The organism is Salinivibrio sp. ES.052 (assembly GCF_900141775.1).
GTDB lineage: Bacteria > Pseudomonadota > Gammaproteobacteria > Enterobacterales > Vibrionaceae > Salinivibrio.
In genome coordinates this window covers 1,588,257-1,612,890 of record NZ_FSRI01000001.1, presented here as the reverse complement: position 1 = coordinate 1,612,890, position 24,634 = coordinate 1,588,257, and the positions used below count along the sequence as shown (strand labels likewise).

At 49.0% G+C, this 24,634-nt stretch carries 25 protein-coding genes and 1 pseudogene; 6 read left to right on the top strand and 20 right to left on the bottom strand.

Going from position 1 to position 24,634, the window contains the following annotated elements:
- Positions 1–8 precede the first annotated feature (8 nt).
- The 6 genes from BUQ98_RS17200 to BUQ98_RS07430 form a co-directional block, all read right to left on the bottom strand.
- Complete coding sequence (locus tag BUQ98_RS17200) at positions 9–137, bottom strand: hypothetical protein (RefSeq protein ID WP_256359496.1); 129 nt, start codon at positions 135–137, stop codon at positions 9–11.
- A gap of 81 nt (positions 138–218) precedes the next feature.
- Positions 219–578, bottom strand: a complete 360-nt coding sequence (locus BUQ98_RS07450; RefSeq protein ID WP_074213188.1) for a hypothetical protein — start codon at positions 576–578, stop codon at positions 219–221.
- A gap of 639 nt (positions 579–1,217) precedes the next feature.
- Positions 1,218–1,439 (bottom strand): DUF2897 family protein, encoded by a 222-nt coding sequence (locus BUQ98_RS07445; RefSeq protein WP_175566296.1) that lies wholly within the window; start codon positions 1,437–1,439, stop codon positions 1,218–1,220.
- Positions 1,436–2,116: a M15 family metallopeptidase gene (locus BUQ98_RS07440; protein ID WP_371515113.1), complete on the bottom strand. Its 681-nt coding sequence runs from the start codon at positions 2,114–2,116 to the stop codon at positions 1,436–1,438. Before BUQ98_RS07440 ends, BUQ98_RS07445 begins: the two co-directional genes overlap by 4 nt.
- Before the next feature lie 2 nt (positions 2,117–2,118).
- Positions 2,119–3,252 (bottom strand): succinyl-diaminopimelate desuccinylase, encoded by a 1,134-nt coding sequence (gene dapE, locus BUQ98_RS07435; protein ID WP_074213186.1) that lies wholly within the window; start codon positions 3,250–3,252, stop codon positions 2,119–2,121.
- 39 nt (positions 3,253–3,291) lie between these two features.
- Positions 3,292–3,636: an ArsC family reductase gene (locus tag BUQ98_RS07430; protein WP_074213185.1), complete on the bottom strand. Its 345-nt coding sequence runs from the start codon at positions 3,634–3,636 to the stop codon at positions 3,292–3,294.
- Positions 3,637–3,861: 225 nt separating this feature from the next.
- Here BUQ98_RS07430 and BUQ98_RS07425 point away from each other — a divergent pair, with 225 nt between their 5' ends.
- Positions 3,862–4,140, top strand: coding sequence for a winged helix-turn-helix domain-containing protein (locus tag BUQ98_RS07425; protein WP_025740011.1), 279 nt, complete (start codon positions 3,862–3,864; stop codon positions 4,138–4,140).
- 8 nt (positions 4,141–4,148) lie between these two features.
- Here BUQ98_RS07425 and BUQ98_RS07420 read toward each other — a convergent pair whose 3' ends face one another.
- Both BUQ98_RS07420 and BUQ98_RS07415 read right to left on the bottom strand, forming a co-directional pair.
- Complete coding sequence (locus tag BUQ98_RS07420) at positions 4,149–4,517, bottom strand: DUF1499 domain-containing protein (RefSeq protein ID WP_175566295.1); 369 nt, start codon at positions 4,515–4,517, stop codon at positions 4,149–4,151.
- Between the two features lie 65 nt (positions 4,518–4,582).
- Positions 4,583–4,939 carry a DUF2956 domain-containing protein gene (locus tag BUQ98_RS07415; RefSeq protein WP_074213183.1) on the bottom strand — a complete coding sequence of 119 codons (357 nt, stop codon included), beginning with the start codon at positions 4,937–4,939 and terminating at the stop codon, positions 4,583–4,585.
- A 94-nt stretch (positions 4,940–5,033) separates the two neighbouring features.
- Here BUQ98_RS07415 and BUQ98_RS07410 point away from each other — a divergent pair, with 94 nt between their 5' ends.
- Entirely contained in the window at positions 5,034–5,531 is a 498-nt protein-coding gene (locus tag BUQ98_RS07410) for a DUF2919 family protein (RefSeq protein ID WP_074213182.1), read from the top strand.
- A gap of 58 nt (positions 5,532–5,589) precedes the next feature.
- On the opposite strand, the gene crr is transcribed toward BUQ98_RS07410, so the two are convergent.
- The 5 genes from crr to cysZ all read right to left on the bottom strand — a co-directional run bounded on the left by crr (position 5,590) and on the right by cysZ (position 10,387).
- Complete coding sequence (crr, locus tag BUQ98_RS07405; protein WP_074213181.1) at positions 5,590–6,099, bottom strand: PTS glucose transporter subunit IIA; 510 nt, start codon at positions 6,097–6,099, stop codon at positions 5,590–5,592.
- A gap of 39 nt (positions 6,100–6,138) precedes the next feature.
- Positions 6,139–7,866 carry a phosphoenolpyruvate-protein phosphotransferase PtsI gene (gene ptsI, locus BUQ98_RS07400; RefSeq protein WP_074213180.1) on the bottom strand — a complete coding sequence of 576 codons (1,728 nt, stop codon included), beginning with the start codon at positions 7,864–7,866 and terminating at the stop codon, positions 6,139–6,141.
- A 50-nt stretch (positions 7,867–7,916) separates the two neighbouring features.
- Positions 7,917–8,174, bottom strand: a complete 258-nt coding sequence (locus BUQ98_RS07395) for an HPr family phosphocarrier protein (protein ID WP_025673281.1) — start codon at positions 8,172–8,174, stop codon at positions 7,917–7,919.
- A 317-nt stretch (positions 8,175–8,491) separates the two neighbouring features.
- On the bottom strand, positions 8,492–9,460 hold the full coding sequence (gene cysK / locus BUQ98_RS07390) for a cysteine synthase A (protein WP_074213179.1): 969 nt from the start codon (positions 9,458–9,460) through the stop codon (positions 8,492–8,494).
- Between the two features lie 168 nt (positions 9,461–9,628).
- The gene (gene cysZ, locus BUQ98_RS07385) at positions 9,629–10,387 is read right to left on the bottom strand and encodes a sulfate transporter CysZ (protein WP_074213178.1); all 759 of its coding nucleotides are present in this window, start codon (positions 10,385–10,387) and stop codon (positions 9,629–9,631) included.
- A gap of 324 nt (positions 10,388–10,711) precedes the next feature.
- On the opposite strand from cysZ, the gene zipA reads away from it, so the two are divergent.
- The 3 genes from zipA (at position 10,712) to gltX (ending at position 15,317) form a co-directional block, all read left to right on the top strand.
- A complete protein-coding gene (gene zipA, locus BUQ98_RS07380; RefSeq protein WP_074213177.1) occupies positions 10,712–11,662 on the top strand; it encodes a cell division protein ZipA in 951 nt (316 codons plus the stop codon).
- Positions 11,663–11,776: 114 nt separating this feature from the next.
- Entirely contained in the window at positions 11,777–13,786 is a 2,010-nt protein-coding gene (gene ligA, locus BUQ98_RS07375; RefSeq protein ID WP_074213176.1) for an NAD-dependent DNA ligase LigA, read from the top strand.
- Between the two features lie 106 nt (positions 13,787–13,892).
- Positions 13,893–15,317, top strand: coding sequence for a glutamate--tRNA ligase (gene gltX / locus BUQ98_RS07370; RefSeq protein WP_074213175.1), 1,425 nt, complete (start codon positions 13,893–13,895; stop codon positions 15,315–15,317).
- 97 nt (positions 15,318–15,414) lie between these two features.
- Here the strand turns inward: gltX and BUQ98_RS07365 are convergent.
- Positions 15,415–16,664 (bottom strand): annotated as a pseudogene (locus tag BUQ98_RS07365) (uracil-xanthine permease family protein).
- A 325-nt stretch (positions 16,665–16,989) separates the two neighbouring features.
- On the opposite strand from BUQ98_RS07365, the gene BUQ98_RS07360 reads away from it, so the two are divergent.
- Positions 16,990–18,171: a DUF2066 domain-containing protein gene (locus BUQ98_RS07360; RefSeq protein WP_074213174.1), complete on the top strand. Its 1,182-nt coding sequence runs from the start codon at positions 16,990–16,992 to the stop codon at positions 18,169–18,171.
- An 88-nt stretch (positions 18,172–18,259) separates the two neighbouring features.
- On the opposite strand, the gene BUQ98_RS07355 is transcribed toward BUQ98_RS07360, so the two are convergent.
- The 6 genes from BUQ98_RS07355 to miaB all read right to left on the bottom strand — a co-directional run bounded on the left by BUQ98_RS07355 (position 18,260) and on the right by miaB (position 24,386).
- Positions 18,260–18,838: a lipid-binding SYLF domain-containing protein gene (locus BUQ98_RS07355; protein WP_074213173.1), complete on the bottom strand. Its 579-nt coding sequence runs from the start codon at positions 18,836–18,838 to the stop codon at positions 18,260–18,262.
- Between the two features lie 73 nt (positions 18,839–18,911).
- The gene (gene lnt / locus BUQ98_RS07350) at positions 18,912–20,477 is read right to left on the bottom strand and encodes an apolipoprotein N-acyltransferase (protein WP_074213172.1); all 1,566 of its coding nucleotides are present in this window, start codon (positions 20,475–20,477) and stop codon (positions 18,912–18,914) included.
- A complete protein-coding gene (gene corC / locus BUQ98_RS07345; protein ID WP_074213171.1) occupies positions 20,464–21,336 on the bottom strand; it encodes a CNNM family magnesium/cobalt transport protein CorC in 873 nt (290 codons plus the stop codon). Before corC ends, lnt begins: the two co-directional genes overlap by 14 nt.
- An 18-nt stretch (positions 21,337–21,354) precedes the next feature.
- A complete protein-coding gene (ybeY, locus tag BUQ98_RS07340; protein ID WP_074213170.1) occupies positions 21,355–21,825 on the bottom strand; it encodes an rRNA maturation RNase YbeY in 471 nt (156 codons plus the stop codon).
- Positions 21,822–22,907, bottom strand: a complete 1,086-nt coding sequence (locus BUQ98_RS07335; protein WP_074213169.1) for a PhoH family protein — start codon at positions 22,905–22,907, stop codon at positions 21,822–21,824. Before BUQ98_RS07335 ends, ybeY begins: the two co-directional genes overlap by 4 nt.
- A 54-nt stretch (positions 22,908–22,961) precedes the next feature.
- Positions 22,962–24,386, bottom strand: coding sequence for a tRNA (N6-isopentenyl adenosine(37)-C2)-methylthiotransferase MiaB (gene miaB / locus BUQ98_RS07330; RefSeq protein ID WP_074213168.1), 1,425 nt, complete (start codon positions 24,384–24,386; stop codon positions 22,962–22,964).
- Between the last annotated feature and the right edge of the window lie 248 nt (positions 24,387–24,634).

The window sequence follows — 24,634 nt, the reverse complement described above, 5'->3', positions numbered from 1 at the left end:
ACGCCTCGCTAGAGTGATAAGTTCAATGATTTAGGAAACAACGTCGGTAGTGTTAAAATGTCATCCTTACCGGTGAGATCTTTACCTTCACGCAAAGCTTGCAAGGCGGCATCCATATCGAATGTTGGTTTTGTCATGTGCCATCCCTTTTTGATACAGTCTAACGAAATGACACAGAACTCTTAACACTACCTCATCGTGAACGACGATGATCTCTTCTATTTACAAGTATCTGTTCGATTACTATCTAAAAGAAGTGTTTTTTCTGTAAACCAGTTTTTGGTGAAATCATCGGCAGGGAACAATTCTTTGTTATCATCAGATACTTTAAAAGTAAATACACCGTTTGATTTCAGCACAACGAGCTTTTCATCATTCTTCGTTGTCATTTCATACTTTCTAGGCGACATACCTGCATATGCTTTACCACCTTTACAGAAAACTACTTCTTCCATAAGAGAATCTTTTTCTTGATTGATATAAACGCCCTCTAGCCACTCTTGTGCAAATGAAGCATTAGCAAAAAAGCTCGCCACTAATAAAAGACACGATTTTTTACACAGACTCTTTTTATTCATACTAATTATATCCTTAAGACGTACTACACAGGTTAAAGTTACTGAACTGCATTGTTTATTTATAAGCGTAAACAGCTAAATTCATGCGAGAAGAAATATACCCCTGAGTAAAAATACTGTCAACGCGATAACCTGAGCCAACGCTAGTGAAAGACAGTCTGGGAGATAGACAAAATGAAAAGTACTCGAGTTTGTGAATTGCTCGAAGGCCTTGATATTAGTGAGGCTGTGAGTAAATATCATCACGCACCCGCTTTCTCTAGAAAAATAAAAAGGCTGATACCATAGCCTATTACCCCTTAAAATTTTTACTGAAATGGAACACACTTATCATAATAGATATTACGTTTGTCATCATGTACGTTATTAGAGCGAGATTGCGAACGTTTTTAACCAAAAAAGACCAGTTTGACGATCTCCTCTAGCTATGATCATATACGCCGATTGTATGATTAGTTCGGGATAGATACTGTGGATATCGATTTATCTCGATTCCTGAGAAAGAGCGTTGGTGATTTTACCGCGAGCTCTTCCCATGTGTTTGCCCTGGTTAGGTCTTTATGGGTCGCAGATCATAAGCTTAGACGAATGGCTTCATCGACTGGTTCCAAAAATCAGGTTGCTGTAGCAACGAAGAGTTTATTGGTCACCACGTTGATGGTGCCGATCTTCGTCTTTATCTGACTGTGCGCTATCTTCATCGTTTTTGTCGGATGTTGACTGTTTATCCTTATCCGGCTTGTCTTTGTGTTTCAGCCCAAACTTGGCGTTTGCCGTATACTTGAGGGCCATGATGTTGCTCACGACCACAGCGACAACAATGGTAATGATCACGTAGGGATTGGTTAGCCATTCCATCATTCCACCTCACATAGGTTGGTGACGTACGTTGAATATATCCAATCCAACTGATTAAGAATAGTGTGTTTACCACAAATGGGGGCATGAGTGATGGCGGTGGCGAGCATGTTTTGGCTAAACGCCGATAACATGATGGAGCTGGTGGTGATGTGGCTAATATGCCACGGCTCCCTGGCGACACCGCCTTGGTCTTTCGCATAAGGAAGAAAAAAACCGAATGCTGACACATTGTCCTCTAGCCAGGAAGAGAAGGCAGCTTGTGGGCCACTGTCGTACTCATGAGGAGTCAAAGCTAAGGATTGATTAGGTGCAATAGCATTTTGATCAAACACGTCCATGTCTGTTCCCCAGTGATGACGGCTTGCTCCCGGCAAGGCTGACCAACGTAAAATCGCCTTGACCCGTTCACTCTCCGATAAATGGATAATGTCTAGAGGATGGCTGTTGGCATCAAGAACGGGTTTTTCCCCATTAAATTTGCCATTCCAGATCGCCAATTGACGTTCAAAAGCGCGGTACCCACTGGCGACCCGAAGGTTGAACCCTGCATCGGTCGCCGCCTGTTGTAAGGCAGCTAAATCCTCTAAGACGCCCTGATGCAGCCAAGGCGCATTAGGGCGGGGATTCATGGGCTGAAGGGCTGAAGCGTCTTGTCCAGTCAGCTGTGCTGCACGCAGGCTCACGGTAGCGCCTTCTCCAATACTTTTTGGTACATGTCGGTCAACTTCTCTAAATCTGGGATGCTGACACACTCATTGACCTTATGAATAGTGGCATTGACAGGGCCAAGCTCAATCACTTGGGCACCCATCTGCGCAATAAAACGACCGTCTGAGGTACCACCGGTTGTCAGTAGTTGTGGCGTTTGATGATTCACCTCTTCAACCGCAGAGACGACCGCATCTAGCAAGGTGCCCTCATCGGTCAAGAACGGGTCACCACTGTGCGTCCACTCTAAGGTGTAGTCGAGCCCGTGTGCATCGAGAATGGAATAAACCCGCTGTTTGATGGTTTCACTGTCCAGCTCGGTACTAAACCGGAAGTTAAATTGCGCGTGGCACTCACCTGGAACCACATTGGCTGCGCCGGTTCCTGCCTCAATGTTTGGGATTTGAAAGCTAGTGGGTGGGAAAAAAGCGTTGCCGTTGTCCCATAGCGTTTGTACTAACTCTGTCAGTGCCGGCATCGCTTGGTGCACTGGGTTAGTGGCAAGGTGCGGGTAGGCAACATGGCCTTGTGTGCCCTTGACGTAGAGATCCCCTGTAATTGAGCCACGGCGACCGTTTTTGACGACATCACCGACGTGATGTGTACTTGAGGGCTCACCGACAATACACATGTCGATTTTCTCATTTCGAGCCATCAGCGTATCGACCACACGCGTGGTGCCATTAATGAATGGTCCTTCTTCATCGGAAGTGATCAGAAATGCGATGGAGCCAGAATGGTCAGGGTGCTCAGCAATAAAACGTTCGACAGCCACAATCATGGCAGCGAGTGAGCCTTTCATATCTGCGGCACCACGACCATGCAAGTGATCATCAATGATCGTCGCTTCAAAAGGCGGCGTGTGCCATTGTTCGCGGGGACCGGAGGGGACCACATCGGTGTGACCCGCAAAGGCAAAAAGAGGCCCTTCTGTACCACGTCTCGCCCACAGGTTGGTCGTATCTTCAAATACCATGGATTCGATGGTGAAGCCTAAGGCTTCCAGTCGAGTAATCATTTGCGCTTGGCAACCTGCGTCCTCAGGTGTGACCGATTCTCGGTTGATTAAATCTTTCGCCAAAGCCAGCGTGGCAGTGTCAGTCATTGGGGTTTCCTTACAGCAAAAAATGAATCGACTATCACATTACGCGAAAATATCCGCGTATTGGTTCTCTTTAAAGCCGAGATAGTAACTACCTTTGTGTACGAGTAGAGGGCGCTTAATGATTGCTGGATTGTCTAGCATGATAATGAGTGCGCTAACCTGGTCTAAGTGGTTTTTTTGCTCGTCGCTGAGTTGGCGGTAGGTAGTACCACGTTTATTGATCAATGCTTCCCAGCCCAACTCGGCGACAAAGGTTTGTAGCATATCGGCATCTAAACCATCTTTACGGTAATCGTGATACTGATAGGCAATGCCCTGATTATCTAACCATTTAAGGGCTTTCTTTAGCGTGTCGCAATTTTTAATGCCAAATACAGTAGTCATGGTCTTTATCGTCGTTGTTTGTGGACATTTAAGAGTGACACTGCTCGCCACTGAACGCAATACCTAGGACGGGGCGGATAAGGCTTGTTCGAGAACAAAAAAGCGTGTGAAAAATACGGTTAAATGAGCTTGCAGCACGTCGATTTGATGGCGGTTTGATCAAACGCAAAACCTCTTATCAGGCACCATGAATAATGGGATCAATCGAAATTGTTGGAGGCTCGTATGGAATTAAACCCAGTATTCGCTCGGCGTCTTTATCTTGCCGCGCTGGTGGAAGAAATGGAACGCCCAAATGTTCCGCGTCTTATCGAGGCGACAGGGTGGCCGCGTCGCACTATTCAGGATGTATTGAAGTCGCTCTCTGGACTAGGAATCGACATGACATTTATCCAAGATGGCAAGCGCCATAACGATGGTTACTACCAGCTCAAAGACTGGGGACCATTCCGCCGTGATTGGGTGGAAGATAAAAAGCGGGATATTCGCTCTTATATCAATTAGCTGACCGCTTAAGGCTTGATAAGCTCGGCGTCGGTTAAACGTTGGCGAATAACCTCGGCACGCTGACGGTTGGCACCAAAATCGTAGTAGCCAATCCGAGACGCAGAGCGAAGGGCGAGTTGATTGCTCTCAAGCGAAACTTCAACATCATCCACAAAGCGCAGCACCTTGGTGGTGAAGCGTAAGTGCGCGTAGTTGTCTTGTGAGGTGACCACCTCAGCACGTGGCATGGTCGCGATATGCGCGATAATGGTTGAAAACGTCACGCTGTCGTTTGCGATATAAAGCGGTGCCAGCTGGAATTTTTCTCGTGTATCTGCAGTGGATACACAATTAGGACTATCGCCACAGGCCGTCACCGGGGGATGTTTAGCCATCGTCTCTCCTTTGCTGCAGCCAACCAAAGTGATGATCCCTATTACGGTTACCAGTCGCTTCCACATTACGCCCTCACAAATACATAGCCAATGAACCCTATCCAGCTTATCACAAGTAAAAGCCAAGGCAGACTGCTGTAGCTCTTATCCAACCCAGCTGGAGCGGGGGTGGAATCGATGGGTGTTTGGGAGGCGTTTACATGGGCGGCGTCTGACGGTTTTTGTTGTTGTTTCTTACGTGCTTTATCCTGCTCGCGTGCTTTTGCTTTTTGTTCCTTTTTATATTGCGCGATCCCTTTCTCTATTCCTTGTGCAATCAGTTTGGTTTGCGCTTTTGTTTGTCCCGGCTTTTGCGTGGCTCTGGCAACGCGCATCGCTTCTTGCTGCGTTTCCGGTGAGATCGTTGCTTTTGGCTTTGCCATGAAGGCTCCATCAGGCACTAATAAGAATTTTAAATTTCAGGATAACAAATTTTATCTTATTGCTTGCAGTTTTTATCGCATGTCGCCATGGTAAATGCGTAATTTCTCAACCAATAACTTTATGGATACGTTTCACCATTTTGACGACAAAGGCTATATAAAAGCACCACAGATTGCCGTTGTTTGTCTGCTTTTGCTAAGCCGATCATGGTGGCTCCTTGCGATGGCGGGGGTCAGCCGTCAGCATGGCAGTGAGCTACTGGCCCTTATTTATCCGGATCAGTCAGCCTTTTATTTAAGCTTAGCGATAGGCTTGATGCCATTGTGCTTCCTTTTCCTGATTGGGAATTGTGATAGAGCACCAGCGTGGCTGAAAAAATCGTGGTCGAGTGGCTATTGGTTAGTGTGGTTTCTATGGGGATGGGAAGCTTTTCAAGTCGCTTTTACGTTAGCAGCAACGGAAGGCCAGTTTGACTGGTTACTTGCGTTACATGGGTTGTGGTTGGCATGGGCAAGCCTGTATTGGGCGAGAAGTCGTCGCGTAAAGCGCTTTTTTAATCAGTTTTCGCTTCCATATCGGGAGCGTGCGTAAGAAAAAAACGCAGCCAACTGGCTGCGTTTTTAAACCTAAAAGGTCTATTTTATCTCACTTACTTGGTGACGCGTAGTACTGGCGTTTCACCGACAGTGACTGCACCTGAGAGTTTGGTTAACTCTTTGATTTCATCCATATTCGAGATGACAACCGGTGTCAACGTTGACTTAGCTTTCTCTTCCAGTACGCCTAAATCAAACTCAATCACAGTGTCACCGGCTTTCACGGTTTGACCTTCTTCCGCAATGCGTTTAAAGCCTTCGCCTTTTAGCTCAACGGTATCGATACCAAAGTGAACAAAGAGCTCAACGCCGTCATCTGACTCGATTGAGAACGCGTGGTTGGTTTCGAAAATCTTACCGATAGTGCCGTTTACTGGCGCTACCATTTTGTCACCAGATGGTTTGATCGCAATACCATCACCGACGATTTTCTCAGCAAACACAACGTCAGGCACGTCTTCAATGTTGACGATCTCGCCCGATAATGGGGCAATAATTTCAATGGCACTAGCGTCGTTGCTGTCTTCAGACACCAACTTCTTCAGTTTGTCGAACAGACCCATAGTGTTGCTCCTAAGCAGTAATTCTTTGCTGATTGTATATTAGCAGGCGGTTTTTTCCGCAATAAATTTTTCGACATAGGCCTCGATTTCTGCCGCAGTGGGCAGAGTGAGTGCTTTGTCGGCCATCGCTTTCACATCAGCAAAGTTGGCATTACGGATAATCTTCTTGATGCGAGGGATAGAGATGGCACTCATGCTGAACTCATCCAAACCCATTCCCATCAATAGTAACGTTGCTTTCTCGTCACCTGCAAGCTCTCCGCACATCCCTGTCCATTTACCTTCCGCATGTGAGGCATCAATCACTTGCTTGATGACAGTGAGTACGGCTGGAGACAATGGGTTATACAGATGAGAGATAAGCTCATTACCACGATCGACGGCTAAGGTATACTGTGTCAAGTCGTTGGTACCGATGCTGAAAAATGCCACTTCTTTTGCGAGGTGGTGAGCAATAGCAGCGGCTGCCGGTGTTTCCACCATTACACCGATTTCAAGATCGGCATCAAAGTCTAGGCCTTCTTGGCGAAGCTCGACTTTGTAAGTTTCAATCGCTTCTTTCAGTTCCCGGATTTCTTCAACAGAAATGATCATTGGGAACATCACGCGAATTTTACCGTGTGCCGATGCACGTAGAATAGCACGTAGCTGATCGCGAAGGATCTCACGACGATCCAGACTAATACGAACGGCGCGCCAGCCCAAGAATGGGTTCATTTCTTCTGGCAAATCCATATATGGCAAGTCTTTGTCACCGCCGATATCCATGGTGCGGATGATCACTGGGTGGCCATCAATCGCCTTAGCTACCGCTTTATAAGCTTGATATTGCTCTTCTTCGGTAGGTAATGAATCACGATCCATGAATAGGAACTCGGTGCGATAAAGGCCTACGCCTTCGCCACCATTACGATTCACGCCGTCACAGTCTTTTACTGTCCCGACGTTACCGCATACTTCAACCTGATGACCATCCAAAGAGATTGCAGGTAAGTCTTTTAGTTTCGCCAGTTCCGCTTTTTCCGCGACGTGTTGATCACGAATAGCCTTAAACTTGTTGAGCTCTGCTTCAGACGGATTAACCACAATTTTGTTGTTAATTGCATCAAGAACCAGCATGTCACCGTTTTGAATTTTGCGCGTTGCATCGTTTGTACCCACGATCGCGGGTAGCTCTAAAGAGCGTGCCATGATCGATGAGTGAGACGTGCGGCCACCAATATCGGTGATGAACCCAAGCACATAATTCAGGTCAACCTGTGCTGTCTCTGAAGGTGTCAGATCATTCGCTACCAGGATCGCTTCTTCGCTAATCGCACTGAGTGACACCATGTTGATGCCAAGTGCATTTTTGACGAAACGTGAGCCAATATCACGGATGTCTGCAGCACGCTCTTTGAGATAATCATCATCTAGAGATTCAAGCGTGACCGCTTGTTCTTCAATCACAGCGTAAATTGCATGATCAGCCGTAGCATGATTGGATTTGATGAAGTTGACAATTTCTTCTTCGAGCTCTTCATCTTCAAGCAGCATGATATGACCTTCGAAGATGGCTTCTTTCTCTTCGCCGAAGGTTTCCCTTGCTTTGTCTTTGATCGCTTCGAGTTGCGTCTTAGACTGTTCGCGAGCATCCAATACGCGCTGAATTTCTTGGTCGATGTGAGACGCGTCAATCTTGTCTTTATTGATGACGACGTCTTCTTCTTGCAACAGCAGTGCTTTACCAAAAGCAATACCAGGTGATGCCAGGATGCCTGAAATCATAGCTTTACCTTACGTTTATCCAACTTAAAACCGATAGAAAAAGAGCCGGATTACTCCAGCTCGTCCATCAGTTTTACCAGGTGATCTACGGCTTGTTGCGCTTGCGCGCCTTCAGCAGAGATAGTCACCTTGGTGCCTTTGGTCAAGCCAAGGGTTTGAAGTTTAAATAGGCTTTTTGCGCTCGCGCTCTTACCGTTTGATTCGACGGTGATGTCAGCGTCATAGCTTTTCGCTTCTTTGACGAACTGCGCCGCTGGACGAGTGTGTAGGCCGTTTTCTGCAGAAATTTCAACTTGCTTCTGATACATGATTCACCCCGTTTCTCTATTTTTTTAAATCTATGTATTAAATATAAGGTCAGCTTAACCGCTAACGGGCGACTTCGCTATCCGTTGACGCTAACCTAACCAAGAAATTGACCCTATAGCTTAATCCATGTCAATTTCATGTCATCTTTTTACCATTTTTGACCTTTCACTTATTAAGCGAAAGGGCTTTTATTTCGATGCGGAAAATAAAAAGGCAGACGTGTTTTACTAAAGCTTAATATAAAAATCAAACAAAAAAGGCCCGATTTGGGCCTTGGTCGATGAGCGATTATGGAAGGTAAAGTGCTAACCTGCTGTTACTGCTCGGTTTCCAGTTCAGTAAACATGCCGGCAAACAGTGGAGAGCTGAGATAACGCTCTGCTGCACTTGGCAAAATTGTGACAATCTTCTTATTTTTGAACTCGGGGAGCTCAGCAATTTTGTTGGCTGCTACTACGGCTGCACCTGATGAGATCCCGCCTAAAATACCTTCTTCTTCCATCAAGCGACGAGCCATCGCAATGGCTTCATCCGAACTCACAGAGACGACTTGGTCGACTAACTCGATATCTAAATTCTTCGGCACAAACCCCGCACCGATACCTTGAATTTTATGGGGCGCCGGTTGTACATCCTGACCCGCGATGGTTTGTGCAATCACCGGTGACTCGGCAGGTTCGACCGCCACTGTGGTAATGGCTTTGCCTTTGGTGTGCTTAATGTAGCGACTGACACCGGTTAGAGTGCCGCCCGTACCGACACCGGCGATGAAGACGTCGATATCGCCGTCGGTATCTTCCCAGATTTCAGGCCCTGTGGTCTTTTCATGGATCTCAGGGTTGGCGGGGTTATCGAACTGCTGGAGCATCAGATATTTACCTGGTTCTGCAGCCATGATTTCTTCTGCTTTCGCAATGGCCCCTTTCATCCCTTTTGGGGCTTCTGTTAACACTAGGGTCGCGCCCATCGCTTTAAGCAACTTACGGCGCTCAAGGCTCATTGATTCAGGCATGGTGAGGGTCAGTTTATAACCCCGTGCCGCCGCGACATACGCGAGGGCAATCCCGGTGTTACCGCTAGTCGGCTCAATCAGCTCGATCCCTGGCTTTAGTGTGCCTTTTTTCTCCGCGTCCCAGATCATGTTAGCGCCAATACGGCATTTCACACTGAAGCTTGGGTTGCGAGCTTCCACTTTGGCCAACACGTTAGGGTTAGCCACACGGTTAAGGCGCACCAGCGGGGTATGACCAATTGTTTGAGTATTGTCTTCGTAAATCTTGCCCATTGTATCGTTCCTTCATGACACCGATTTAAATTACTGATTCAAGCATATCGTTGATGCTTGTTTTTGAAAGGATCGGTTGGTTATATCTTATTGTGACATTGCCCCATAACGGGCTATCAAACCGCCACAAAAACCTACTCCTATTGTGAGCGCATTCATGGAAAGGCATCAGTGACGCCCTAACGATGCTTTATGGCGATCGACCCACATGGCCGTTGCACCACATACCGCTGCAGGCATGACAATGAGATTTAACAAGGGGGTCATGGTAAATAACATGACTACCATGCCGAAACTCAAGGAGGTGCCTCGTTGCTGTTTGAGAGTGTCGCGCATGGTTGGGAACGCGACTTTGTGATTATCGAACGGGTAGTCGCAATACTGAATCGCCATCATCCAAGCACTAAATAAAAACCACAACACAGGGCCTAAGGTCTGGCCAATCGCGGGGATCCAAAGCAGCAACAGCAACCCGAGTGCTTTAGGGATGTAGTACATCAGCTTTTGCCACTCACGCTTCATGACGCGTGGCACATCCTTGATAAGGCCTGCGATCCCATCGTCGGGGGCTGGGGCGCCTGTTAACTTTGCTTCAAGGTGCTCGGCTAATAGCCCGTTAAACGGCGCTGCTATCCAGTTGGCAAGCGTGCTGAATAGATAGGAAAACACCACTAAGATACCGATCACAAGGAGCGGCCAAAGAATAAAGGATAGCCAAGATAACCACTCGGGAAGCGCGGCCATCCAATGGTCGATCCATTCATTAAATTGCGAGAGTAAGTAAATAAATGCCCCGCCGAGTAGAAGGACATTCACTAAGATTGGAATGATCACAAATCGGCGTAAGCCTGGAGCCATCATTAATGAAAACCCCTGAAACAGGTAGCCAGCGCCACTTTGAGGGCGAGGACGTACACCATTAGTCATGGTATCTCCTTGATAAAAATCATCGCAAGAACAGTGATCACGAGAACAACCCGCGCTCAAGCGATTGATATCGAGTGGAAGGTTAGCGCTATAGTAAAGGGGGAGTCACCGAGATGACAACGACCCCATAACGGGAAAGTTTACGGATTTATGTGTCTCTATTCGTTAAATTCTCGCCAACTTTTGATACAGTTAACTAAGTTGACCATTAACGCATTGCGTCAGCCAACGGGCCCCGCTTATGATCCCACTAACGTTTGCAAAGCTGTAGACGTTGTGACATAAGCTAATCAAAACGCTGAACATAGATAGATTTGAGAATCGATGATGCAGGAATTGCGCCTTGTACTGATTGTTTTGGGAGCATTAGCGATTGCAGCTTTGCTTTTGCATGGTCTCTGGACAAACAAGAAAGAAAAGACAACCAAATTTGGCGAAAAGCCCTTGGGGAAACTGGATGACGATAATGACGCTCAACGGTTTGATCAAGATGGTATTGGCGCAGTGAGAGTGGTGAGTAGCACCAAGGGAGAGAAGGAAAAGCCTGCGCGTCAGGAGCCCGCGGTGAGCTTTGGTGATAAGCCAGACGTCGATCCCTTGTTCGCCGGAGAGGTACGAACAGAGGCGGATACTGACGAGGCATTTTACCCCTCAATGTCTGCGACTGACGATGACGCTGCTGTCGCCTCAGAGTCTGTTACCGCGTCGAATGAGTCCAATGGTACCAACGGGGGGACATTCACGGATACGGCCCCCTCTTCTCAGCCTGATCCTGATGCCTCAACGCACACCGATAATACCCTGCATGATGCGCCACAAGAGCAGGTAAAACATGAGGCCGAGCAGGAAGAGACGCCTGATGATACCGAGGTATTGGTGCTGCACGTGCATGCAAATAATAATGCTGTGTTTAGTGGTTTGGATTTAATTCCAACCTTAGAGCAATACGGCCTGCGTTTTGGCGACATGGGGATTTATCACCGCCATTCAGATTTATCTGGCAGTGGCAAAGTGCTGTTCAGCGTTGCCAATATGGTGAAGCCGGGCACATTTGATGTGAGCCACTCAGAAAGCTTTGAAACGCCGGGGATCAGCTTTTTTATGACGTTGCCTTGCTATGGCGAACCCGAACAGAATTTTAAGCTGATGTTGCAAACCGCACAGCAAATCGCGGATGAGCTCGGTGGTTTGGTGTTAGATGATGCGCGATCGATGATGACGCCATCACGCTTGGACGAATACCGAGAGCGCGTCAAAGCTTTTAACGCATCATAACGCGCTCGCCCAGCGTTATTGGTGATTGCTTAAACGGACAGTGGGACATCGCTCCCGCTGTTCGCCATTTACAGATATACTGCCCGCAACTCTGCCGATACGACGAACCAAACCATGGCTTATAGCAAACAACAACTTGATGACATCAAGCATCAGCTTAACTATCACGCCTACCGTTATTACGTTGAAGATAGCCCTGAACTGCCTGATTCAGAGTACGATCGTTTAATGCAAACGTTACTGGCCATTGAGGCTGAACACCCAGAATGGGTGACGGCAGACTCACCCAGCCAGCGGGTGGGTGGCGCGCCGCTAAGTGCGTTTGAAACTGTCACGCATGAGCTGGCCATGTTATCGCTGGGTAACGCGTTCAGTGATGATGATCTCGCTGATTTTGAACGCCGTGTGAAAGACAGACTGGGTAACACCGAATCCGTCACTTATACCTGTGAGCCGAAGCTCGATGGTTTGGCAGTCAGCCTGATTTATGAAAACGGTGTATTGGTGCAGGCCGCAACGCGCGGTGATGGCTCCACCGGGGAAAATATTACCCATAATGTGAAAACGATCCGCAATGTGCCGCTAACGTTGCAAGCCGGTGATTGGCCTGAACGCCTTGAAATCCGTGGTGAAGTGTTTATGCCGAAAGCGGGTTTTGAAGCGCTCAATGACGCAGCGTTGAAGCGCGGGGATAAAACCTTTGCTAATCCACGGAACGCCGCCGCCGGTAGCTTGCGTCAACTGGATTCAAAAGTAGCCGCCAATCGGCCGCTGAGCTTTTATGCCTATGCGGTGGGCGTGATGTCGACACCGTTCGGAGACGGGCAGAGTGAACGCTTAAATCGGCTTAAAAAATGGGGCCTTGCGCTGAGCCCTGAAGTAAAGCAAGTCGCTGGACTCGAGGGCGTTAAGGCGTACTATCACGATATTCTCGCCCGCCGTGATGAACTGCCGTATGAAATTGATGGGGTGGTGATCAAAGTGGACAGCATCGCCAGCCAACAAACGCTGGGCTTTGTCGCTCGAGCACCGCGCTGGGCGATTGCGTATAAATTTCCGGCGCAAGAAGAAATCACCGCCCTTAATGATGTCGAGTTTCAAGTCGGTCGCACCGGTGCGATCACGCCTGTTGCCAAACTGGAACCCGTATTCGTCGGTGGGGTGACCGTGAGTAATGCGACCTTGCACAATGGCGATGAGATCGAACGCTTAGGCGTGCACATAGGCGATACGGTCGTGATCCGCCGCGCCGGTGATGTGATCCCGCAAGTCGTCGGCGTGGTGGAAAGTCGACGTCCTGAGCACGCTAAACCGATTGAATTTCCCACCTCGTGTCCGGTCTGCGATTCGGCTGTGACTCGGATAGAGGGTGAGGCGGTGGCACGTTGCACTGGCGGGTTGATTTGTTTGGCACAGCGCAAAGAAGCGATCAAGCATTTTGCCTCACGCAAAGCGATGGATATTGATGGTTTGGGCGATAAAATTGTCGAGCAATTAATTGAAAAAGAACTCATCGAAACCCCGGCTGATTTATTTACTCTAACCCCTGGGCGGGTGACCCAATTAGACCGTATGGGGCCGAAATCAGCACAGAACCTGGTTGATGCATTGGAAAAAGCCAAAGCGACGACCTTGCCACGCTTTATCTATGCGCTTGGGATCCGAGAGGTGGGTGAGGCAACCGCGCAAAACCTCGCCCTGCATTTTAAAACCTTAGACGCACTGCGCGCGGCCGATGAAGAGGCTCTGATTGCAGTGCCAGATGTCGGGGCGGTTGTGGCGGGTCACCTTGTCCGCTTCTTTGCCGAGCCGCATAACCAAGCGGTTTTAGATGCACTGCTTAACACGGGCATTCATTGGTCAGCGGTGAGTGTACCGTCAGACGAAAACGCGCAGCCCTTGGCGGGCAAAACCATGGTATTGACAGGAACACTGTCACAAATGTCACGTACCGACGCGAAAGCCGCATTGCAGGCGCTAGGCGCGAAAGTCACTGGCAGTGTTTCGGCAAAAACCGATATGTTGGTTGCCGGTGAAGCCGCTGGCTCTAAACTGACCAAGGCACAAGATCTGGGCGTGACAGTCCTCGACGAAGACGCGATGATCGCCTTAATCAACCAATAGTTTACATGGCCATGTGCAGCCTCTGTACATGGCCTGATTGTGGAATTTACCTGTACTGGTAAACTAATCGTTACTCATCATTCTCAGCACTGGGATAGGGATCCTAATGACTATCAAAACCCGCTTTGCCCCCAGCCCAACCGGCTTTTTGCACGTGGGCGGTGCCCGTACCGCACTGTATTCTTGGCTCGCAGCACGTAGCCAAGGCGGTCAATTTGTATTGCGTATTGAAGATACTGATATTGAACGCTCAACCCAAGAAGCGGTTGATGCCATCTTAGCCGGTATGAAATGGCTAGGCCTTGACTGGGATGAAGGACCGTACTACCAAACCAAGCGCTTTGATCGCTACAATGAATTAGTGGATCAACTGCTGGCAGAAGACAAAGCCTACAAGTGCTACGCTCCCAAAGACCTGTTGGACGCGATTCGCGAAGAGCAAAAAGCGAGTGGCTTGAAAGCACGTTATGATGCGAATCACCCGAAGGTGATTGAGGCAAATAGCAATGCTAAGTCTGACGACCCACATGTTATCCGTTTTCGTAATCCAAAAGATGGCAAGGTGGTGTTTGACGACAAAATTCGTGGCCGTATTGAGATTGCCAACAGCGAGCTTGACGATCTGATCATTCGCCGAACGGATGGCAGCCCAACCTATAACTTCTGCGTAGTAGTGGATGACTGGGACATGGGGATCACCCAAGTGGTACGCGGCGAAGATCACATTAACAATACTCCGCGTCAGATTAATATCTACGAAGCACTGGGCGCGCCAGTGCCTGAATTTGCCCATTGCTCGATGATTCTGGGCGACGATGGTGCCAAGCTGTCTAAACGCCACGGTGCGGTCAGCGTGATGCAGTACCGTGATCAAGGCTTCTTGCCGCAAGCGTTGCGTAACTACCTTGTTCGTCTTGGTTGGTCGCACGGTGACCAAGAGATCTTCTCGATGGAAGAGATGATTGAATTTTTCTCACTGGGTGCGATCAGCAAGTCGGCGTCAGCGTTTAACACTGAAAAACTGCACTGGTTGAACAACCATTACATCAAGCATGGTGATCCGGCAGAGGTCGCGAAGCACCTGCAATGGCACTTGGATCAAAAGGGTATTGATGCAACCACAGGCCCTGAACTGACCGATGTGATCCAACTAGTGGGTGAGCGCTGTGATACCTTGGTTGAGCTGGCTGAGCAAAGCCGCTACTTCTATCAAGATTTTGATGAGATTGAGGCCTCTGCTGCGAAAAAACATCTTCGCCCTGTTGCTTTAGAGCCGTTGCAAGTGGCAAAAGGCAAGATTGAAGCGCTAGATGATTGGAGCGTTGAGTCACTTAAAGCCGCGATCGCAGACACCTGCGCTGATCTTGACGTTGGCATGGGTAAAGTGGGCATGCCATTACGTGTGGCAGTGACCGGTGGCGGTCAATCCCCGTCCGTTGATGCTGTGATGCACCTGATTGGTAAAGATCGAGTGGTTACACGCATCGAACAAGCGATCAAGCTGGTTGAAGCGCGCGCGGCGCAAAGCTAAACCGATTTATCTTTAAGGTTAGGCGAATCAGTTTGACCGATAAAGACAAGGGCGCTGAATCTTCAGCGCCCTTTTTAATGGGGGGAAGGTTAGGGGGTTAGTGCTTTTCTTCTTCCATTTGCGCACTATCAACAATATGGTTTTCGCCCATTTGGCGAGGGAGTATCAAGTTAAGCACAATCGCCACCACACCACATAAGCTAATTCCTTGTAGGCTAAAGTCGCCAATGCCAAAGGCCATACCGCCAATACCAAATACCAAGGTCACGCCAACAATCGCCAGGTTACGTGAATCATGAAGGTCGACCTGATTGCGGATTAGGGTATTTAGGCCCACCGTGGCGATAGACCCAAACAATAGGATCATGATCCCCCCATAACAGGCAAAGGAATGGTGAGTAGCATTGCACCAAGCTTACCGACAAAGGCCAATACAATCGCAGTGAGCGCAGCATAAGTCATTATTTTCGGGTTAAACGCTTTGGTCAACATCACAGCTCCCGTCACTTCACTGTAGGTGGTGTTAGGTGGTGCGCCGAACAAAGACGCGGCAATGGTTGCCGCACCGTCACCGGCCATGGTGCGGTGTAAACCAGGCTTTTTCAGATAATCTTTTCGAGTCACATTTGAAATCGCCAGCATATCGCCAACATGCTCAACCGCCGGGGCGATGGCGACAGGAATCATGAATAAGATGGCATTGATATTGAACTCGGGTAGGGTAAAGGCGGGCATCATCAACCAACTGGCACTGGTCACTTCGGAAAAATCCACAATGCCCATAATGAGACTAGCCACATAACCGACCGCAATCCCTGCGATGATAGGAACAAGCTTGAAAAAGCCCTTAGCAAATACACTCACGGCAATCGTCGTCATCAGTGACAGCAGAGAGATCCAAATCGCGATATCGCCAGCAATTAACTGCTCACTGCCATCACCTGTTTTACCGAGTGCCATATTGACGGCCGTGGGGGCTAAGCCTAGACCAATCACCATAATCACGGGACCGACCACCACAGGCGGCAAAAGTTTGTGAATAATATCGACACCTTTAACGCGAATAATGGCCCCCATGATCAAATAGATAACGCCAGCAGCCATTAGACCGCCCATGGTTGCTGGAATGCCAAAATTGTTAACGCCGTAAAGAATAGGGGCAATAAAAGCAAAGGAAGAGGCGAGGAAAATGGGAACAGAGCGGCGGGTGATGACTTGGAAAATAAGGGTACCGATCCCGGCCCCGAAGAGTGCGACGTTCGGGTCTAACCCCGTTAACAGCGGCACTAACACCAAGGCTCCAAATGCGACGAACAGCATTTGTGCCCCTTGTAAAACTTGCATCATAATCTCACCTCCAAAAAAAATCGCGCAATGCTAGCACAAAGCGTTTCTGTGATTCCTGTCATATTTTTAAATGTGAGATCATTAGCAAATAAATGATGTAACGGATTTCATTGTGACGAGCGGGGGCTTGAACACCGAAAGGAATAGACTAATGAGGTACGTCGTTGATACTGAGTGGACAGGACGATCTCAATGATATCGCCTCAATGACATGGCGTTCGTAGCACGACGCCAATTATCTTATCTTTTTTGCGCGAGAGGATTGCTGAATGAGGAGAAGTAAGCTTATGATCGCTGTACTCCCATTTATCCATGTGGAAAGATTATGAATCGATTTGTGTTGGCCGTAGTTGCCTGTTTATGGTTACCAGGCGCGATGGCAAACAACCTTTATCATGCCAGCATTCCGTTGGATAACGGTGCGCAAACCTCGCAGCAAGCGGCAAAAAAACAGGGCTTGAACGCGGTGCTCACCAAAGTATCCGGTCAGCGAGAGGTGCCAGATAACCCTGCAGTCAAGCAAGCGCTGCAAGATGTCGATAGCTTCATCACTCAATTAGGATATGGCGAAAGCGCTGGTCAAACGGATGGGACTGCTCAGCGGACGTTAGAAGTCGGATTTGATAGCCAACAGATCCGTAAAGTGTTACGTGATGCAGGCTTACCTCTGTGGGGGAGCCCGCGGCCATCAGTACTGGTTTGGTTAGTCGATGCTCGAGAAGGTGAGCGGCAAATTATCTGGGAGCAAAGTGATCACCCAGTCATTGAACGGTTGCGCAATAAAGCGGCAGCACGAGGCCTACCTGTCTTCATTCCTGTCGGGGATTTCGATGATCTCATGGCGATCTCTAGCAGTGATTTATGGGGGGGCTTTATCCAGCCTGTGGAACAAGCCAGTCAACGTTATCAGCCGGATGGCATTGTGATTGGTAAACTCACTGAGCAAGGGATACGGTGGCAGTTTTTTCCGGATGCTAGCCAAATGTCAATGAGCCAAGAGCGTGGGCAGGCCCGTGATGCGCAAGCGATGATTGATATGGTCGCCGATTATTATGCGGACCAGACGGGAGTGCTCCTTGATCAACATGATGAGAGTGCATCGATCGTGATTGCGATAGCCGGTGTCAGTAGTGGCAAAGATTATGTTGCTCTTGAGCAAACTTTAGCGGGCCTTAACGCGTTGCAAAATGTCCATCTGGGTGAGCTTAAAGATGATACCTTGGTCTTTGATGCTCGATTAGCGGCGTCAGAGCAAGCGCTGATCAACGAGCTGACAGCAAACCGAGAAATACGTTTAATGGCACCTCAAGAGCGTGCAATGCGGATGAATAACGCAACCGAACCTAGGGTCTCCGGTGAAGGGCAAGATAGCATGGTGCCGGTTTCTGAGGGGGGGAGTGAGCCTGTCAATCAAATGCCAAACGAAAACGATCGGATGGCAACCTTGTCTGCTTCGGAACGCACCATGGATAAACGTTTGTGGTTTGTGTGGCAACCTTCGCAGTAAGCGTTGGTGTCCCTATAAATGTTATTCCAATCATGAAAGGCTAGCCGTCAACGCTAGCCTTTTTCATAAAGCGCGTTTATTCCGGCCGTTACCAAGTGGCTGGCGTAAACTGTTGGCCTGCTAATGCGGCTTCGAGCATCAAGCCTCCCTTAGCGTGCGTGAACACGGTAAGCCCGTTCACGTAGTAGGCTTTCGATTGACGATTACTGGCTGATGCTGAGGTGCCCGATGTCCCGGTTTGCGCGGAAGCACCCTCGGTTAAGGCGGTCGCTGACGCTTGAGCACCCAGTTCAACTTGCCCTTTCATAAAACGGTCATAGGCAGTTTTATCTTCAAAAAAGACAATTTCGCTAAATGCTTGCCCGCCGAAGGTTAACCCCACTGACACTTGTTTAAGTTCGGCAGCGCCAACCGGATTCCCTTGGCGATAGATCACGCCTTTACCGTAGGCGCCACCTACCCAGAAGCCCCCTTTTCCGACTGATGGAAAGACAGCATAGCCATAGGCATTATCGAAAAAGGGCTGTGTTTGAGGGTATTGATAAAACTGCTCTCGTGCTAGATCCGCTTGGCGGATTTGATCTTGCTGTGAACTCGAAGCACAGCCATTCAACGCTGCCAGTGCGACGATAGCAAGTGCAAACCAACGATAAGAAAAACGTGTCATGCTTAATATCCTTATGTGTCTAATCAAATGAATAATAGCAGGAGCAGGCTACGTCAGTTTCTTCTTGGTATTGTCAGGAACGTGTAGGCATTTTTATCGGGTGGCACATAGTGCGACGCCAAGCAATAACACCGATCAGGCTGCTGATGATCACCCAGATCCAAAGCGGCCCACTTCCCCATTGGCGATAAGGTGTTATGCCTTGTGTCTTCGTGACCTGGGTGGTCAGGACCTGAGTGTCAAACTGTGGCAGTGATGCTTGAATCTGCCCGCGTTCATCGATCAAAGCCGTCACCCCATTATTGGTGGCTCGGATCACCGGCAGGCCGAACTCAAGCGCGCGCATGCGAGCAATTTCCAGGTGTTGCCAAGGCCCAATAGAGCGCCCAAACCAGGCATCATTTGAAAGGGTAATGATCGCGTCGCTGTCGGCCGTGAGGTTGGCTCGGATTTGTGCAGGAAAAGCAATTTCATAGCAAAGAGCGGTGATGTATTCCCAGCCGTTTGCGGGCAAAGCCGGTTGAATGGCTGACCCCGGAGAGAATGATGACATGGGGAGATTAAAAAACGGCGCTAACGGACGAAGTAACGACTCAAACGGCACAAACTCGCCAAAAGGCAGTAAGTGGTGTTTGCTGTACTGCGCCGGTGCGGGATAGTGATAACGTGGCGTTTGTGCGCCGAGCGCGAGTACATTATTAAAATAGGTGCCATCCTCACGTTGATCGAGTGCGCCCGTGATCACCGTAGTTTGGTTATTCTTGCCTGCCTGATCTAACTGAGAAAAAAAGCGTGGCAGTTCTCGTTCTAATGCCGGAATGGCAGCTTCTGGCCATATGACCACGTCACTGTCCCAATGTTGGCGGGTTAAATCCAGATACTTCATTAAGGTTGGCCAGCGTTGGTCGGCTCGCCACTTTAGCGCTTGAGGGACGTTACCTTGGATCAGCGATACCGTTTGCTGCTGATCCGTTTTTGTTGCCCACTGGATTGATGCCAGCCCATAGCTTACAGCGAAAAGGCTAATCACAGCGCCGATGCCTATGAGGCGGGCACGCGATTGCCAAGGCCCCCAGCGTGGCGTGATCAAGGTGACCAATCCGGCAAGCAACACCAATACCAGCGTGATACCTTGTACACCTAATATGGGAGCGATTCCCGCTAAGGGGCTATTGATCTGACTATAACCTGGCCACAACCATGGAAACCCCGTAAAGAGCCAGCCTCTGAGCCAATCGATGACCAGCCACAACGCAGGCGCAAGTATCAGCCATTTTATACTCCGTTGCGTGATGGGCAGTTTATTGATCAACCCGCTAAATAGAGCGGGGTAAAGTGATAAATAGACGATAAGCAGTGCCATCAAAGATAGCCCTGCGATAGCAGGCATCCCACCAAAGTGATCAATACTGACGTAAACCCAACCCACCCCAGTGGCAAATTGGCCCAGCCCCCAGCAAAAGCCTAGCCAAGCACTGCGCTTGGGCGATGCTGTTTGCAGCAAAATAAATAAGCCCCATAAGGCGACCAACATGAATGGCCAATAAGAGAAAGGGGAAAAGGCGAGGGTGGCGGTAGCACCAAAAGCGGCAGCCAGTAATGACTGCCCACTTTGGCGTAAAAGGTTAGGCGTTTTCACTGTTCGATTCGCTACTGTCTGGGATGGTGACTTGTAGCTGAATGATACGACGACTATCGGCCGACGTCACTTTAAAGTGAAAGTCACCAATATCGACTTCTTCACCGCGATCAGGGAGATGGCCAAAGCTGGTCATCACCAAACCTCCTATGGTATCGACAACGTCATCTTGGAACTGGGCGCCAAAATGCTCGTTAAAGTCCTCTAGGGTGGTGAGTGCTTTCATCGAGAAGGTATGGCGACTGAGCTGGCGAATTTCTTGCTCTTCCTCATCGTCATACTCGTCTTCGATCTCGCCCACAATTTCTTCGAGAATATCTTCAATGGTGACAACACCAGAGACCCCACCGAATTCATCAATGACGATCGCCATATGGTAGCGCTCTTCTTGGAATTCCTTCAGTAGGCGGTCAACCCGCTTACTTTCCGGCACCACCACGACAGGGCGTAAGACCTTTTCGATGTCAAAATTTTCGGCATCAGGGCGCAGGTAGCGTAATAAATCTTTCGCAAGCAAAATACCTTCAACATGATCTTTGTCATCACTGATCACAGGATAACGAGAGTGTTGGGCATCAATAATAATATTAATGATCGCTTCCAAAGACTGCGATCGTTCAACGATTACCATCTGCGAGCGGGGTATCATGATCTCTCTCACACGCATGTCAGAGATTTGCATCACACCTTCCAGCATGTCCCGTGTATCGTGGTCGATCAGCGCGTTTTGCTCTGAGTCTCGAAACACGTCCACCAGCTCTTGCCTGTCTTTTGGATCAGCTTGGAAAAACTGGCTCAGCCGCTCGAAGAAGGTCTTCCTACTCGGACCGTCTGCGTTTTGCGAATTATCGTCGTTCATTCAGTTTCATTCAGTTAGTTAACGCTCGATGAAGTCGTTTGCATAAGGGTCATTAACCCCCATAGTCGCCAGGACTTCTCGTTCCAAGGCTTCCATTTGCTCGGCTTCATCATCCTCAATATGGTCGTAACCCAGTAAGTGTAAGCTACCATGGACAACCATATGTGCCCAGTGATCCATCAGCGCTTTACCTTGCTGTTGAGCTTCTTTCTCAACAACTTGGCGGCATACGACAAGATCACCGAGTAAATCTATTTCCACCCCTGGGGGCGCATCGAACGGAAAAGATAACACATTTGTCGGTTTATCTTTGCCACGATAATCGCGATTTAGGCTCTGACTCTCACCTTCGTCCACGATACGAATCGTGATTTCGGCTTGGGGCCGCGCGGCGTGTATTGCCTGTTCAAACCAAGCTTGGAGCTGATCGTCACTGGGCAAGCCTTGCGCGTTCTCACAGGCAATTTGCACATCGACATAGTAGCTCATGACGGCTCCTGTGAGCCTGGCACGGCAGGTTGTGCTGCAATTTGCTGGGCCTCTCGTGCTTCACGACGGCGTGCCTCTGCTTCTTTACGTGCCCTAGCGTCTTCTGATTCCCACTTGTCGTAGGCTTGGACGATGCGAGTGACCACATGATGGCGTACGACGTCGTCAGCTTGGAAAAAATGGAAGCTGATTTCATTCACGTCAGATAGTACTTCGATCGCATGGCGAAGGCCTGAACGGGCATTTCGCGGTAAGTCGACTTGGGTTACGTCACCCGTGATCACTGCGCGTGAATTAAAGCCAATCCGAGTCAGGAACATTTTCATCTGCTCGACCGTGGTATTTTGACTTTCATCCAAGATAATAAAGGCATCATTCAAGGTTCGGCCACGCATATAAGCCAGAGGTGCCACCTCGATCACGTTACGGTCGATCAATTTTTCAACCCGTTCAAAGCCCAGCATCTCAAAGAGAGCATCGTAGAGTGGGCGTAAGTAAGGATCGACTTTTTGGCTTAAATCACCGGGCAAAAAGCCTAACTTTTCGCCGGCTTCAACCGCTGGGCGAGTTAGCAGGATACGGCGGATCTCTTGACGCTCTAGCGCATCGACCGCAGCCGCGACAGCAAGATAGGTTTTACCCGTCCCCGCAGGGCCGATCCCAAAGGTAATATCATGATTGACCATATTAGCGATGTACTGCGCTTGGTTGGGCGTGCGCGGTTTAATCACCCCTTTTTTGGTCTTAATGTTGATTTCTTTACCGTAAGGAATGCTCGACTCAGTGTTCTGCTCCAACACGCCCGACTCCTTGATCGCCAAATGAATGGCTTCGGGTTCAACGTCGGGAGAGCTACCACGTACGGGAGCCGTATCTACGTAAAGACGTTTTAGGATCTCTACCGCAGCATTAGCAGTATGGGGCTTACCCATTACCGTAAACGCATTATGGCGATGACTAATTTCAACACCTAAGCGGCGCTCAAGTTGTTTGATATTATCGTCAAACGGGCCACATAAATTAGCAAGACGGGTGTTATCGGCTGGTTCTAAATTAAGGTCAAGAGAGATGATTTTAGACAAGATTATCCTCGCTTTCGGCGCCGGCTATCCGGCGCCGTTGAATTGATGAACGCGTTATGGCGTGTAAACACCAACACCAAGCTCGTTTTCGTTGCGCGCCTTCGCCATGATTTCGGTTGGCGAGACGGCGACACGCAAGTCCATATCTTTTTCGGTACGAACCAGTTCGCCGCGTAGCGAGTTTGGCATCACTTCAGTAATTTTGACGTCAACAAATTGGCCGATCAAATCGACCGAGCCTTCAAAGTTGACCACTCGGTTGTTTTCAGTACGGCCACGCAGCTCCATCAGATTCTTACGTGATGGGCCTTCAACCAAAATGCGTTGTTCGGTATCCAGCATCAAGCGCGAGTAGCGCATCGCTTGGCTGTTCACTTGTTGCTGTAGACGATACAAGCGCTCTTTCTTCAGCGACTCAGGGGTGTCGTCAGGCATATCTGCCGCTGGCGTCCCTGGGCGAGAGGAATAAACGAAGCTAAAGCTCATATCAAAGTCGATATCTTTAATCAGCTTCATGGTTGCTTCAAAGTCTTGTTCGGTTTCACCCGGGAAGCCGACAATAAAGTCTGAGCTGATGGTGATGTCTGGGCGTACCTGACGCAATTTTCGGATCTTTGATTTGTATTCGATCGCCGTGTGCGGACGTTTCATCATCGTTAGGATCCGATCCGAGCCGCTTTGTACTGGCAGGTGCAAGAAGCTTGCAACCTCTGGGGTATCACGATACACCTCAATAATGTCATCGGTAAACTCAACCGGATGGCTGGTGGTGTAGCGAATGCGATCAATCCCGTCGATAGCTGCGACATAGCGAAGTAAATCAGCAAAACTGCAGATGTCGCCATCGTGCGTATCACCGCGATAGGCATTCACATTCTGACCCAGCAGGTTCACTTCGCGCACACCTTGTTCCGCAAGCTGTGCAATTTCAAATAATACGTCATCCAGCGGGCGGCTGACTTCTTCGCCACGCGTGTACGGGACCACGCAGAAGGTACAGTATTTTGAGCAGCCTTCCATAATCGAGACGAACGCGGTCGGCCCTTCGGCTCGCGGCTCTGGCAGACGGTCAAACTTTTCAATCTCAGGGAAGGAAATATCCATCACCGGCCCACTATCGCCACGTGATTGTTTGATCATCTCGGGCAGACGATGCAGCGTTTGGGGGCCAAAAATGACGTCCACATAAGGCGCGCGCTCACGGATGTGATCGCCTTCTTGGGTTGCCACACAACCGCCCACGCCGATCACCAGCCCTGGGTTCTTGTCTTTGAGTGTCTTCCAACGACCAAGTTGGTGGAATACCTTCTCTTGTGCTTTTTCACGAATCGAGCAGGTATTAAGGAGGAGAACATCTGCGTCTTCTGGTTGTTCGGTCAGCTCATAGCCACCGGCAGAATTAAGCAGATCTGCCATTTTGGATGAGTCATACTCATTCATTTGGCAACCCCAGGTTTTGATCAGCAGTTTCTTAGCCATGTAACTTCACGCTCATTGTTAATCTTATGGTCGACATTACCCATTCAAACTGTGTGGTTTTTAACCAATCAATCAGTTTGGCAAGCCGCGTATTGTACTGCTTTCCAATATCGCTGACCAGATCGCAGGGCCGGAGAAATCACGCTAATCACGCTAAGCACCTGAACCGACGAAACAAAGGCGCATTGAAAAAGCGAATTTGACCTCACTTTGATCGGATTGATATCGAATTCTCGTTTACCTTCAGT

What these genes read in the sequence shown, in the direction of transcription:
- BUQ98_RS17200 (WP_256359496.1), bottom strand. Translation starts at nt 137, where the DNA reads ATGACAAAACCAACATTCGATATGGATGCCGCCTTGCAAGCTTTGCGT.
- BUQ98_RS07450 (WP_074213188.1), bottom strand. Translation starts at nt 578, where the DNA reads ATGAATAAAAAGAGTCTGTGTAAAAAATCGTGTCTTTTATTAGTGGCG.
- BUQ98_RS07445 (WP_175566296.1), bottom strand. Translation starts at nt 1,439, where the DNA reads ATGATGGAATGGCTAACCAATCCCTACGTGATCATTACCATTGTTGTC.
- dapE (WP_074213186.1), bottom strand. Translation starts at nt 3,252, where the DNA reads ATGACTGACACTGCCACGCTGGCTTTGGCGAAAGATTTAATCAACCGA.
- BUQ98_RS07430 (WP_074213185.1), bottom strand. Translation starts at nt 3,636, where the DNA reads ATGACTACTGTATTTGGCATTAAAAATTGCGACACGCTAAAGAAAGCC.
- BUQ98_RS07425 (WP_025740011.1), top strand. Translation starts at nt 3,862, where the DNA reads ATGGAATTAAACCCAGTATTCGCTCGGCGTCTTTATCTTGCCGCGCTG.
- BUQ98_RS07420 (WP_175566295.1), bottom strand. Translation starts at nt 4,517, where the DNA reads ATGGCTAAACATCCCCCGGTGACGGCCTGTGGCGATAGTCCTAATTGT.
- BUQ98_RS07415 (WP_074213183.1), bottom strand. Translation starts at nt 4,939, where the DNA reads ATGGCAAAGCCAAAAGCAACGATCTCACCGGAAACGCAGCAAGAAGCG.
- BUQ98_RS07410 (WP_074213182.1), top strand. Translation starts at nt 5,034, where the DNA reads ATGCGTAATTTCTCAACCAATAACTTTATGGATACGTTTCACCATTTT.
- crr (WP_074213181.1), bottom strand. Translation starts at nt 6,099, where the DNA reads ATGGGTCTGTTCGACAAACTGAAGAAGTTGGTGTCTGAAGACAGCAAC.
- ptsI (WP_074213180.1), bottom strand. Translation starts at nt 7,866, where the DNA reads ATGATTTCAGGCATCCTGGCATCACCTGGTATTGCTTTTGGTAAAGCA.
- BUQ98_RS07395 (WP_025673281.1), bottom strand. Translation starts at nt 8,174, where the DNA reads ATGTATCAGAAGCAAGTTGAAATTTCTGCAGAAAACGGCCTACACACT.
- cysK (WP_074213179.1), bottom strand. Translation starts at nt 9,460, where the DNA reads ATGGGCAAGATTTACGAAGACAATACTCAAACAATTGGTCATACCCCG.
- cysZ (WP_074213178.1), bottom strand. Translation starts at nt 10,387, where the DNA reads ATGACTAATGGTGTACGTCCTCGCCCTCAAAGTGGCGCTGGCTACCTG.
- zipA (WP_074213177.1), top strand. Translation starts at nt 10,712, where the DNA reads ATGATGCAGGAATTGCGCCTTGTACTGATTGTTTTGGGAGCATTAGCG.
- ligA (WP_074213176.1), top strand. Translation starts at nt 11,777, where the DNA reads ATGGCTTATAGCAAACAACAACTTGATGACATCAAGCATCAGCTTAAC.
- gltX (WP_074213175.1), top strand. Translation starts at nt 13,893, where the DNA reads ATGACTATCAAAACCCGCTTTGCCCCCAGCCCAACCGGCTTTTTGCAC.
- BUQ98_RS07360 (WP_074213174.1), top strand. Translation starts at nt 16,990, where the DNA reads ATGAATCGATTTGTGTTGGCCGTAGTTGCCTGTTTATGGTTACCAGGC.
- BUQ98_RS07355 (WP_074213173.1), bottom strand. Translation starts at nt 18,838, where the DNA reads ATGACACGTTTTTCTTATCGTTGGTTTGCACTTGCTATCGTCGCACTG.
- corC (WP_074213171.1), bottom strand. Translation starts at nt 21,336, where the DNA reads ATGAACGACGATAATTCGCAAAACGCAGACGGTCCGAGTAGGAAGACC.
- ybeY (WP_074213170.1), bottom strand. Translation starts at nt 21,825, where the DNA reads ATGAGCTACTATGTCGATGTGCAAATTGCCTGTGAGAACGCGCAAGGC.
- miaB (WP_074213168.1), bottom strand. Translation starts at nt 24,386, where the DNA reads ATGGCTAAGAAACTGCTGATCAAAACCTGGGGTTGCCAAATGAATGAG.